General features: G+C 48.7%; 10 protein-coding genes, 4 tRNA genes and 2 rRNA genes. 5 read left to right on the top strand and 11 right to left on the bottom strand.

The features are described from left to right. Positions 1-14: 14 nt before the first annotated feature. The 7 genes from nusG to BZG78_RS09665 all read right to left on the bottom strand — a co-directional run bounded on the left by nusG (position 15) and on the right by BZG78_RS09665 (position 2,823). On the bottom strand, positions 15-560 hold the full coding sequence (gene nusG / locus BZG78_RS09695) for a transcription termination/antitermination protein NusG (protein ID WP_025744447.1): 546 nt from the start codon (positions 558-560) through the stop codon (positions 15-17). A gap of 11 nt (positions 561-571) precedes the next feature. Continuing rightward, entirely contained in the window at positions 572-943 is a 372-nt protein-coding gene (gene secE, locus BZG78_RS09690) for a preprotein translocase subunit SecE (protein ID WP_025744448.1), read from the bottom strand. 222 nt (positions 944-1,165) lie between these two features. Next, the gene (gene tuf, locus BZG78_RS09685; RefSeq protein WP_074214001.1) at positions 1,166-2,350 is read right to left on the bottom strand and encodes an elongation factor Tu; all 1,185 of its coding nucleotides are present in this window, start codon (positions 2,348-2,350) and stop codon (positions 1,166-1,168) included. 104 nt (positions 2,351-2,454) lie between these two features. Beyond that, positions 2,455-2,530: transfer RNA gene (locus BZG78_RS09680), tRNA-Thr, on the bottom strand. Between the two features lie 13 nt (positions 2,531-2,543). Then, positions 2,544-2,618 (bottom strand) — tRNA-Gly (locus tag BZG78_RS09675). A gap of 37 nt (positions 2,619-2,655) precedes the next feature. After that, positions 2,656-2,740: transfer RNA gene (locus BZG78_RS09670), tRNA-Tyr, on the bottom strand. Between the two features lie 7 nt (positions 2,741-2,747). Continuing rightward, a tRNA-Thr gene (locus BZG78_RS09665) sits at positions 2,748-2,823 on the bottom strand. Between the two features lie 209 nt (positions 2,824-3,032). Between BZG78_RS09665 and coaA the strand changes: the two genes are divergently transcribed. Then, positions 3,033-3,971, top strand: coding sequence for a type I pantothenate kinase (gene coaA / locus BZG78_RS09660; protein WP_021024459.1), 939 nt, complete (start codon positions 3,033-3,035; stop codon positions 3,969-3,971). A gap of 18 nt (positions 3,972-3,989) precedes the next feature. Here coaA and birA read toward each other — a convergent pair whose 3' ends face one another. Further along, positions 3,990-4,958, bottom strand: a complete 969-nt coding sequence (gene birA, locus BZG78_RS09655) for a bifunctional biotin--[acetyl-CoA-carboxylase] ligase/biotin operon repressor BirA (protein ID WP_021024458.1) — start codon at positions 4,956-4,958, stop codon at positions 3,990-3,992. Continuing rightward, a complete protein-coding gene (gene murB / locus BZG78_RS09650; protein ID WP_077661078.1) occupies positions 4,955-5,989 on the bottom strand; it encodes a UDP-N-acetylmuramate dehydrogenase in 1,035 nt (344 codons plus the stop codon). Before murB ends, birA begins: the two co-directional genes overlap by 4 nt. Positions 5,990-6,064: 75 nt before the next feature. On the opposite strand from murB, the gene BZG78_RS09645 reads away from it, so the two are divergent. From BZG78_RS09645 to BZG78_RS09630, 4 genes are all read left to right on the top strand, one after another. Next, positions 6,065-6,496 carry a GNAT family N-acetyltransferase gene (locus tag BZG78_RS09645; protein WP_021024456.1) on the top strand — a complete coding sequence of 144 codons (432 nt, stop codon included), beginning with the start codon at positions 6,065-6,067 and terminating at the stop codon, positions 6,494-6,496. A 111-nt stretch (positions 6,497-6,607) separates the two neighbouring features. Continuing rightward, positions 6,608-7,957, top strand: coding sequence for a CDP-diacylglycerol--serine O-phosphatidyltransferase (gene pssA, locus BZG78_RS09640; RefSeq protein ID WP_021024455.1), 1,350 nt, complete (start codon positions 6,608-6,610; stop codon positions 7,955-7,957). Positions 7,958-7,969: 12 nt separating this feature from the next. Then, entirely contained in the window at positions 7,970-8,614 is a 645-nt protein-coding gene (locus BZG78_RS09635; protein ID WP_021024454.1) for an isochorismatase family protein, read from the top strand. Positions 8,615-8,813: 199 nt separating this feature from the next. Continuing rightward, positions 8,814-11,399 carry a family 20 glycosylhydrolase gene (locus BZG78_RS09630; protein ID WP_077661077.1) on the top strand — a complete coding sequence of 862 codons (2,586 nt, stop codon included), beginning with the start codon at positions 8,814-8,816 and terminating at the stop codon, positions 11,397-11,399. A 443-nt stretch (positions 11,400-11,842) separates the two neighbouring features. Here BZG78_RS09630 and rrf read toward each other — a convergent pair. Beyond that, positions 11,843-11,958 (bottom strand): 5S ribosomal RNA (gene rrf, locus BZG78_RS09625). 115 nt (positions 11,959-12,073) lie between these two features. After that, a 23S ribosomal RNA gene (locus BZG78_RS09620) occupies positions 12,074-12,358 on the bottom strand; the annotation flags it as partial.

Here is a 12,358-nt window from a genome sequence, read left to right as displayed (position 1 = left end):
CGGTGCTTTTTTGATCAGGTTTTTTCTACCTGGCCAAATTCAAGCTCTACCGGTGTTGCACGGCCGAAGATAGACACTGAAACTTTAAGGCGGTTTTTATCGTAGTCGACTTGTTCAACCACGCCGTTAAAGTCTGCAAATGGGCCTTCAGTAACGCGTACCACTTCACCTGCTTCAAATACAGTTTTATGCACCGGAGACTCACTCGCTTTTTCAAGGCGATTGAGGATAGAGTCCGCTTCTTTATCAGAAATTGGAGCTGGGCGATCAGAGGTGCCGCCGATAAAGCCCATCACACGTGGCACACCACGTACTAGGTGCCACGACTCATCGTTCATCACCATTTGGACGAGCACATAACCTGGGAAGAATTTACGTTCGCTTTTACGACGTTGGCCTTGGCGCATTTCAACCACTTCTTCGGTTGGCACCAATACTTCCCCGAAATAGTCTTCCATTTCGTGCATCTTGATATGTTCGCGCAATGATTGCGCCACACGGCTTTCAAAACCAGAGAAAGCCTGAACCACATACCAACGTTTTTTGGGAGCTTCGCTCATGTACTTTTACCTCACACGCCAGTGATTAGGCGGACTAGACGGACCATGATTCCGTCAACGCCCCACAAGATGAGCGCCATAACGACAGTAACAGCCAGAACGATGAGAGAGGTTTGCAAAGTCTCTTGGCGCGTAGGCCAAATGACTTTACGCACTTCCATACGCGATTCGCGTGCAAACGTGATCGCAGCTTTTCCTTTCATCGTGAGTGCAGCCACACCGCCAGCAGCGGCAACCAGCACCACTACAGCAGCAGCTCGCACTACTACAGACACATCACTGTACAGGCTATTCCCTACCACGGCTGCGGCCAATAGGACAAAAACAACACCCCACTTGAGGATGTCCATCGAACCGGATTGGGTCTCAGCGTTCGCTTTCATACATTCTACCTGTAACAAGTCTACATAGACGGCAGTGCCTATAACAGCATACGGTCAGTATTCTGCAAGGCACGTGGTGATCTTATCTCTCGTTAGAGGGTGATACGATCACTAAAGTCCGCGCTGACCAACCACTAGTGGCGAAAATTACGCCAATAGGAGTGTCAAACGCAGAAAAAGGGCATCAAATGATGCCCTTTTTACTAGTGTTTCGTCAAATCATTATTCAACGATGTTGGCAACAACACCAGCGCCTACAGTACGGCCACCTTCACGGATAGCGAAACGTAGGCCTTCGTCCATCGCGATTGGGGCGATAAGCGTTACAACCATCTTAATGTTGTCACCAGGCATAACCATCTCAACGCCTTCTGGCAGTTCGATAGTACCGGTCACATCAGTTGTACGGAAGTAGAACTGTGGACGATAACCTTTGAAGAACGGTGTATGACGGCCGCCTTCGTCTTTACCTAGTACGTATACTTCTGATTCGAACTTGGTGTGCGGGGTGATTGAACCAGGCTTCGCCAGTACTTGACCACGCTCAACTTCGTCACGCTTAGTACCACGCAGAAGAACACCAACGTTCTCACCCGCACGGCCTTCGTCTAGAAGCTTACGGAACATTTCAACACCAGTACAAGTGGTCTTAGTGGTGTCTTTCATGCCTACGATTTCAACGTCGTCACCCACGGTGATGATGCCTTGCTCAACACGACCGGTTACAACAGTACCACGGCCTTGGATTGAGAATACGTCTTCGATTGGCAGGATGAACGGCTTGTCGATCGCACGCTCTGGCTCTGGGATGTAAGAATCCAGGGCTTCAGCCAGTTCAACAATCTTCTGCTCCCACTGCTCTTCACCGTTCAATGCACCCAGTGCAGAACCTTGAATTACTGGGCAGTCGTCACCTGGGAAGTCATACTCTGAAAGTAGCTCACGGACTTCCATTTCAACCAGCTCAAGCAGCTCTTCGTCATCAACCATGTCACATTTGTTCATGAACACGAGGATGTTTGGAATACCAACCTGACGGCCAAGTAGGATGTGCTCACGGGTCTGTGGCATTGGGCCATCAGTCGCTGCTACTACTAGGATACCACCGTCCATTTGCGCCGCACCGGTGATCATGTTTTTCACATAGTCAGCGTGTCCTGGGCAGTCAACGTGTGCGTAGTGACGGTTTGGCGTATCGTACTCAACGTGAGACGTTGCGATGGTGATACCACGATCACGCTCTTCTGGCGCATTATCGATTGACGCGAAATCGCGTGCAGCACCGCCGTGTACTTTTGCAAGTACAGTACAGATAGCTGCAGTCAGCGTAGTTTTACCATGGTCAACGTGGCCAATAGTACCAACGTTAACGTGCGTTTTCGTACGTTCAAATTTTTCTTTAGACATGACAGTCCCTCTAAGCACGGTATTTCGGTGGCATTACGACCACACAACCAACAATCAGGTTTGTTGAGTATACATCAAACGGCTTGAAGTAACCTTGGAGAGGATGGTGCTGATAGGCAGATTTGAACTGCCGACCTCACCCTTACCAAGGGTGCGCTCTACCGACTGAGCTATATCAGCACTCTAAAAAGAGTGGAGCGGGCAGCGGGAATCGAACCCGCATCATCAGCTTGGAAGGCTGAGGTAATAGCCATTATACGATGCCCGCAATCGTTACTCGTAGAGCTATTCAAACAATTTGAAATTGGTGGTGGAAGAAGGATTCGAACCTTCGAAGGCTGAGCCGTCAGATTTACAGTCTGATCCCTTTGACCACTCGGGAATTCCACCTAAATTTTGGTGCCGGCTGCCGGAATCGAACTGGCGACCTACTGATTACAAGTCAGTTGCTCTACCAACTGAGCTAAGCCGGCGACAAGTGCTGCGCATTCTATGCCATGGATTTGAGGGGTGCAATAGGGAATTTTAAAAAAATGGGTGATTTTTGCGTCTTTTGGGTATTTTTTTGTGTGATTGTTGGGAAAGTAACCAGCCAACACCTTGATGACAATAGGCAAGCGCTTTTCCTTCCCGCTGGTTTGCGGTATCGTCACTCTCTTTATTGGCTTAAGGCACATGGATCATGAACGCAACGCTAACGCCTTATTTGTCGTTCGACCGTCAACAATGGGCTGAACTGAGGGATGCAGTGCCCATGACGCTTACCGAAGATGACATTGACCGCTTACGCGGCTTGAATGAACATTTATCAATGGATGAAGTGCGCGATGTCTATCTACCGTTGTCGCGCTTACTCAATCTGTATGTTAAAGCGCGTAAAAGCCGAACTGAAGTGCTTGATGAGTTTCTTTCTCAGCCCGTGTCAAACCATGTGCCTTACGTTATCGGCATTGCAGGCAGTGTGGCGGTTGGGAAAAGCACGACGGCGAGACTCCTAAAAGCGCTTCTAACCCGGTGGCCGGATCACCCTAAAGTGGCGTTAGTCACCACTGATGGTTTTTTATATCCAAATGCTGAGCTCGAATCGCGCGGCATCATGCACAAAAAGGGCTTCCCGCAGTCGTATGACATGCGCAAGCTGGTTGAATTTGTCGCTGACGTCAAATCAGGCAAAGACTGTGTCACTGCGCCTGTTTATTCCCACCTTGTCTACGACATTACATCGGATGAGCAAAAAGTCGAAAAGCCCGATATTTTAATATTAGAGGGGCTGAATGTGCTACAAAGTGGCATGGATTATCCACACGATCCGCACCACGTGTTTATTTCTGATTTTCTCGACTTTTCTATTTATGTAGACGCCGAGCCTGACTTACTCAAACACTGGTACATCGAACGCTTTATGAAGTTTCGGCGCGGGGCATTCCTCGATCCACAAGCTTATTTCCACCATTACACGCGCTTGTCCATCGAAGAAGCGACACAGAAAGCAGCCACCATTTGGAATGATATTAACGGCAAGAATTTACTAGAAAACATTTTGCCAACCCGTGAACGGGCAAGCTTAGTGTTAGAAAAGGGCCCGAACCATTCTGTTCAGCGCGTTCGCGTGCGTAAATAGTCCGCATTCGTATAAGGACTAATCATCGCGCCTTAACGAGATTTCCCCTCCCAAGTAAGGCGTGATGTTTCCATCAACCTCCAGCAATAAGGCGCCATGCTCATCAATACCGCGCTCAATACCTTTTACCTGGCGGTCGCCCATTAATAGCTTAACGGGGCGACCGATAAAATTATCCAGTTGTGGCCAATCAGCCAAAATACTAGCCATACCTTGCTGTTCGTAGGCGATAAGCGATGCCTTGAGACGGTCAATCAAGTTCGCTGCTAACGTATTACGTGACGGCATCGGTGAACACGCCTGTGCAAGCTTCGCCCAAGGTTGATCAATATTGTCGTTAAGATGGGTCCCCATACCGAGGTTAAGCCCCATACCAATCACTATGTGTGCCGCATCACCCGTTTGCCCGGTCATTTCAACCAAAATACCCGCCAACTTTTTGTCTTGATAATAGAGGTCGTTTGGCCATTTTACTTTGACACCTGGCGCACCCAGATCGTGTAACGCTTTTGTCATTGCTACTCCGACGACAAGGCTGAGCCCCATTGCCGCCGCAGGCCCTGCATCTAATCGCCAATACATGGAGAGGTATAAATTGCTACCAAACGGCGATTGCCATGCACGCCCTCGACGACCACGGCCTTGTTGCTGATACTCGGCCAGGCACACACTACCAGGACTGAGCTGCCCCACTCTTTCCATTAAATGCTGATTGGTTGAGTCTATCACTGGGATCACAGCCAAAGCAGGTATATCGGTATGGGCACTTAACCAAGCTTCATCGAGCAGCTCAATCGGTTGTGATAAGCAATAGCCTTTGCCCTGTACTCGATAAATATCAAGCCCCCAAGATTGGAGAACCTTGATGTGTTTACTGATCGCCGCACGCGTCATACCCAGCGCTTCCCCCAGCATTTCACCAGAGTGAAACTCACCATCAGATAAACGTGTAATCAAGGCGAGACGTGCCGAATGCGCGCTCTTCATTGTGCCTCCAAGGTTGTTTCACCCTGCTGATCAATCAAGCGCACTTCGTGCTCAAGCCTCACACCAAAACGCGTATAAACGTGCGAGACGACATGCTTAGCTAAACGTATCACATCATCACTGATCGCATTCTCGGCATTGGTAATAACCAGTGCTTGCTGAGGATGAACGCGTGCGCCGCCTTGGCGTTTCCCTTTTAAGCCACATTGATCAATCAGCCACCCCGCTGCGACCTTTTTTTGTCCCAAAGGCGCGGAAAAGAGCGGCACATCAGGGTAAGAAACCTTTAACTTTGTCGCTTGCTCGCTATCAAGCACCGGATTTTTAAAGAAACTCCCAGCGTTACCGCACACAGAAGGATCGGGTAATTTAGCGCGCCGAATCGCACACACAGCATCAAAAATGCCTTTGGGGGTCGTTTGTTGAGAATCCAGTTCAGCTAACGCGCCATACTTGAGTACCGGTTTCCACGCTTTATCCAAGCGAAAGCCAACCTGAGTAATGACCCATCCCTGCATGGCGGGGGTTTTAAAAATCGAATCGCGGTAACCAAACTGACATTCATCGCAAGACAGACGACGTTGATTGCCCGTGTCAGGATGATAGATATCGACGTAAGCGCAACGCTCGGCAAATTCGACACCATAGGCACCAATATTTTGAATCGGTGCCGCCCCCACACAGCCGGGAATTAATGCCAGGTTCTCAAGCCCAGGCATCGCATTATCAATACTCCAGGCAACAAACGCATGCCAAGGCTCTCCGGCGCCAACATGTAATAGGTAATGGTCAGCGTGGTTATCGATCGTGATCCCCTTTAGGCGGTTAAGGACCACCACTCCCTCAAAGTCTTGGCAAAAAAGCAGGTTGCTGCCTTCACCAACCACTAACTTCGGTGAGTTGTGATAATCAGACGCTTGCCAAATCTCTTGTAAGTCTTGCACACAATGTGCTTCTACAATCGCTTGGGCGCGCGCGGGCAAACCAAACGTATGATGGGGTGTCAAAGACACATCAGATAACCACTTCATCGTTGCATTACGCTGTTAGAAAACTCATTGATGGGTATACTACCTGTCCTGCTCGTATTGCGCATCTATTAGGCTATGGATAATTATCACATTCACCCGCTAGAGCCCTTGCGGTTCCCACTGGTAGCGCGGTTCTACAAAACACACTATCCTCCCGGAAAACCCAAGAAAGATGAACGTATTTGGGTCATTGATGGCCCGAGTGGACTATGTGGCGCGGTACGCTTTCAGCAACGTCTCGAGTATCAGTTACTCACAGGCATGTTGCTACACCCTGATCTGCGAGGAACAGGTTTAAGTCATCGTTTACTCGACGCAGTGCAAGAAACACTGTGTCAACGTCCTAGCTTTTGCTTGGCTTTCCGTCCACTGACTACCTTGTATGCGCAGCATGGTTTTACGCCTGTCGATCATCACGTATTACCCGATGATCTGGCTGCACGCCTGCACCGTTATTGTCAAAGTGGCAAAGATTTAGTGGCGATGGAATACTCACCCAAAGCGTGACATTAGCAACAAAGCCATTGCGCGGTGATCCGTAGCTTGACGCAATTTCTGGTATCATTCAGGGTTTAGTATCAATGCTCGACTCTGGCCGTCGAACAAAAAGAGGTAATAATGGATTCAGCGAACGCAAACCGGCAGCTTATTGATCGCTTGCCCACCATTGCGCACCAGCCAGAAAATCTCGAAACCTTATTAGACGCGGTCTCATTTAGAGAACGGCTCCTTAGCGAAATAAAAAAAGCAACATCACGTATTTATCTGGTAGCTCTATACTTACAAGACGACGAAGCAGGACGAAGCATTCTGGATGCGCTTTACGAAGCAAAGCAAGCTAACCCTGCCCTCGATATCAAAGTATTAGTCGACTGGCATCGCGCACAGCGAGGGTTAATTGGTGCTGAACAGTCGGACGGTAATGCAGGACTATATCGAGCTTATGCAGAGCGCTACCCACATAAGATAGAGGTCTTGGGTGTGCCAGTTAGAAACCGCGAAGTCTTCGGCGTTTTGCACTTAAAAGGATTCGTATTTGATAACACCGTTATATACAGCGGCGCCAGCTTAAACGATGTCTATTTAGCGCAACATGATAGATACCGTTATGACCGTTATCACGTGCTCGCCAATAAAGTACTCGCCGACACCATGGCAGACTTTATTGTCAACACGTTAATCGCCGACAGTGCCGTCAACTGTCTCACCTCGCCCGACCGCCCCAACAGCAAAGCACTAAAGCCAAACATTCGTGAGTTTCGTGGTCAGCTACAGCAGGCCAGCTATCGATATCAAGATGAGCCGATTAGTGAAGACCAAGTTGGACTTACCCCGATGGTCGGGTTAGGTAAACGGAAAAATAAGCTCAATCGCTATATCTGTCATTTGATTGCCAGTGCCCATGATGAATTAGTCATTTGCACGCCCTATTTTAATCCACCACGCAGTGTCGTTCGCGAAATCCGTCGCGCACTTCGCCGAGGGGTAAGCGTGAGGATTATAGTGGGAGATAAAACCGCGAACGATTTCTACTCACCACCAGAGGCGCCATTTAAGACGATTTCAGCTCTGCCTTATTTGTATGAAGTCAACTTACGCAACTTTGCCCGTCGCAACGAAGCAGCGATTGCAAAACGTCAGTTAAATATCCATATCTGGAAACATGATGACAACAGCTTCCATTTGAAAGGCATTTGGGTCGATCGCCAGTATATGCTGTTAACGGGAAATAACCTCAATCCGCGCGCCTGGAAGCTAGACTTAGAAAACGCCATATTAATTCATGATAAGCATCAGCAATTAGAGGCGCAGAAGCAGCAAGAGGTAGATACGATCTTGGCTCATACACAGCTGGTTGGCAGTTATAAGCAGATAGAAAAAATGGAGGATTATCCTGCGCCAGTCAAACGCCTACTTAAACGGATAAAGCGGGTTAAGGCCGATCATATACTCAATCAGATACTTTAGGGGATAACCGCAATGAAACAGGCCAAAATAGCTGCCATTGACGTTGATGCACAGCGCACGTTTACGCCGTTATGTCCTGACGAATTACCCGTCCCCGAAGGCGATACCATCGGACCGGCACTCAACGAGCAGGCAACGTTGGCTGACGTACGTGTTTTGACCAAAGATGCGCATCCTGCTAACGCCATTTGGGTGGTCGACGACCCCGCTGACATGCTCCAGCCTTTGCCGCATAAAAACGCCGATCTGACTTGGGTGCAACACGCGGTTCCCGGAACGAAAGGGTTTGAGACGATTGACGCATTGCCAGCAGTGACCGAATATCATTATGTGGTTTGGAAAGGCATCGAGCCCGATCTTCATCCGTATGGTGCTTGCTTTCATGATATTGAAGAAAAGCTCAGTACTGGATTAATTGAGTGGCTACATAGCCAAGATGTCGAAACAGTGATAGTGGGCGGGCTGGCAACCGATTACTGCGTCAAAACAACCGCTATCCAACTGAAAAAACGGGGTCGTTTCGACGTTGTCGTTAACCTTGCCGCTTGCCGAGGGATTAATGCTAAAACCGTATCCTCTGCCTGTGACGAGATGCTGGCCGTCGGTATCAAGTTAGTCGATAGTCAACTGGCGTTGCGCTGTCTACTGCCCCGTTAATTTGTATCGCAGCAGCACATGATTGCTTGCTGCGATCTTGCTCGCTAGTTTAATGTAAACATTATGCTCACCGCATGAATAAGTTTGAGTCCTAAGACATAAACACACCTTCGCCGATAAGATTACTAGGCTTCTTTGTCGCTATCCTCTAGTGTCTCTTTAACTATTTTTACAATGAAAAATAAGTTTGGAGAATAGCATGCAAAAACCAACAGCTTTGGGTCTATTGATCGGTGCATCTTTATGTAGCACCGCTTGGGCAATGCCCTCATCTCAACTTAATGCACTAGGTAATGGTCTCGATGTCCAATACCAAGTGATTGATAATACGCAAGATGACTGGCGCTCTTTCACCGGCAAAGTCGCCTTTACTAACCAAAGCGCCAAGACACTCCCCAAAGCTGGCTGGGCGATTTATTTCAGTCATATCCGCATGATCAAATCGATCGACACTGATCAGCTTAAAGTTTCTCATATTAACGGCGATCTGTTTAAACTCGAACCCACTGATGCCTTTGTTCCACTTGCGCCCGGTGACCAATTAGTGGTTGGCTTTAATGCCTCTGATTGGCAAGTAGCGAAATCCGATATTATGCCGAACTGGTATTTGGCGTCAGACGATGAAGCTGGCACTCATACCGCGTTAATCGCCAGTACCAGTAACCACAAAAATGGCCAGGTGCCCACCAAGCCGGATGACGAACTCACCTTTGTGGGTGAATTTAACTCCCCTGCACAGTGGAAACGCTATGGTGGTGCACTGATCGATCACTATGACCCTTTTTCCGCGCAGCAACGATACGCGCGCAACGCCGACCTTTCACAGGAAGATATCCAAGGAAAAATACTGCCAACACCGGCCAGTCGCGTTGAGAAAGAAGGCCATGTCACGATTAACAGCGATTGGACTGTGGTGTATGACAATGGTTATCAAGCACAAGCAAAGTGGCTTGCCGATCAGCTTGGTATCTCAGCGAGCGACTGGGTTCCGACGAACCAAAACGTTATCTATGTTGGCTGGGAAAAAGTGACGCTCAAGGGCAGCGATCAATGGCATGAGGCCTATCGTTTAGATGTCCAGCCTGATCAGCAACGTATTGATATTGGTGCTCCCGATGAGGCGGGTGCCTTATACGCCGCGCAAAGTTTACTACAACTCAAATCAGGCGACAGCATCAAGGCGGTGACGCTGACCGATGCGCCCCGATTTGCCTATCGAGGCCTTTCTGTTGATGCGGCACGCAACTTTCGCAGTAAAGAAGCCATTTTTAAATTACTCGATCAGATGGCCGCACTAAAGCTTAATAAACTCCACTTGCGTCTCAGCGATGATGAAGCGTGGCGCATTGAGATCCCAGCCCTCCCTGAGCTGGCCGAAGTCGGTAGCAAGCGCTGTCATGATCTATCAGAAACCCGCTGTGTATTGCCCTTCTTAGGCGCAGGACCGGACGGCACAGAAGCATCAGACGGGTATTACACCACGGAAGATTATCAAGCCATCTTGCGTAAGGCGGATGCACTCAATATTACCGTGATCCCTGAGGTAGACATGCCTGGTCACGCACACGCCGCCATCAAAGCGATGGAAGCGCGATATCACAAGTACATGGCACAAGGCGATGAAGCCAAAGCAAAGGAATATTTACTGACTGATTTTGAGGACGATACTCAGTATCTTTCCGTGCAAATGTTCACCGATAATGCCATCAATGTTTGTATGGAATCGAGCTACCGCTTTGCCGATACTGTTGTCTCCGCTTTAGTTGATGCGCATCGTGATGTTCAGCCACTCAGCACATTCCACTTTGGTGGTGACGAAATCGCAGGTGCATGGACCGACTCGCCCATTTGTCAGTCCTTTATAACGAATAATGATACAGGCGTAAGTAGTGTCGATGATTTAAGTCAGTACTTTGTCGAACGTATCTCACACATTACCCAACGCTATCAGCTGGATCTCGGTGGTTGGGAAGATGGCTTAATGCACACTAATCAGGTCTATCCACGCTCACAACTTACCAATCAACAGGTATATGGCAATGCATGGCAAAATATCTGGGAATGGGGAGTTGCCGACCGAGCTTATAACCTCGCTAACAGTGGTTATGGCGTTATCTATAACCAAGCCACACACCTCTATTTTGACCATCCCTACGAGCCAGATCCGAGTGAGCGTGGCTACTATTGGGCACCGCGTTTTACTGATACCCGTAAGACGTTTAGCTTTATGCCTGATGATCTCTACGCTAATGCCAACACAAAACGCAATGGCGCACCAATTACTAAAAAAGAGGTCATCGAGGCCGCAACAGTGAAAACGCTCACGCGTCCAGAAAACGTACTCGGTTTGCAAGCATCGGTTTGGAGTGAAACCATTCGCTCCGATGGCCAGTTTGAATCAATGACCTTCCCTCGCCTCTTTGCCATGGCAGAACGTGCTTGGCACCGTGCTGATTGGGAAGCGAACACACAAAACGAGAAAGAGGCGAATCAAACGCAGCGAAAAGTGGATTACAACCTCTTTGCCAATCAGTTAGCAAACTACTGGTTCCCACAATTGGAACAACAAGGCATTGGCTTCCGTTTGCCTGTTCCTGGTGGGATGATAGAGAATGGCGAACTAAAAGCGAATTCACCGTTCCCAGGACTCGCCATTGAGTACTCAACCGATAATGGCGCAAGCTGGCAAACCTATGATGCGGCAAACGCTCCTCACGTGAGCACTCCTGTGCAGCTGCGCACCGTTTCGGGTGAACGTGTAAGCCGAATCAGTAAGATTGACTAATCGAGCCATCACGCAATATAGAAAAGACAAAGTATAGAAAAGAAAAAGCCCCGTTCACAAAACGGGGCTTTATTGGATCACAATATATTTATCAATAAGATATAGATTTGAGTTGAACGTACTGGCGCCGATCATAACAAAACAGCCTAAATCATTAGGCTAATGCTTAGGGCTTACACGTATTTAACATTAAATGATGTCGGTTTGGCGGGGATGTGATGACGCAAGGCTACAGCACTGGTATACCTCTCAAATACAAAAAAGCCCCGACCGTTAGGTCAGGGCTTCGTATTTCACTCATCAAAGTCTTACGCATATTCGCTTTGATGATTAAATTGCGAGCTATGCGCAGGGAGTTTTGAAGCGAGACGCACAATGTATGCCAATACATGAGCATCGCAGCTATCAAAAATCACAAGCAATAGGCGCAATTTATAATCAAAGCCTGGCGATGTCCTACTCTCACATGGGGAGACCCCACACTACCATCGGCGCTGCTTCGTTTCACTACTGAGTTCGGCATGGAATCAGGTGGGTCCAAAGCGCTATGGTCGCCAAGCAAAATTTGGTGTGTCTTCACTTTTCAGTCAAAACACTTAATCTAGAAAGCTGTTCGTTCTCGCCACAATCAACTGGCTTATTTTGAGTCCAACCCAAAACCTCTTGGGTGTTGTATGGTTAAGCCGCACGGGCAATTAGTACAGGTTAGCTCAACGCCTCACAGCGCTTACACACCCTGCCTATCAACGTYSTMGTCTASRACAACCCTTTAGAGAGCTCGAAGCTCTAGGGATGACTCATCTCGGGGCCAGCTTCGCGCTTAGATGCTTTCAGCGCTTATCTGTGCCGAACTTAGCTACCGGGCAATGCGTCTGGCGACACAACCCGAACACCAGCGGTTCGTCCACTCCGGTCCTCTCGTACTAGGAGCAGCTCCCCTCAATCATCCAACGCCCACG

It is taken from the genome of Salinivibrio sp. MA351 (genome assembly GCF_001996065.1).
GTDB lineage: Bacteria > Pseudomonadota > Gammaproteobacteria > Enterobacterales > Vibrionaceae > Salinivibrio > Salinivibrio costicola.
The sequence above is the reverse complement of the archived record's forward strand: the minus strand, read 5'-3'. Positions and strand labels throughout refer to the sequence as shown.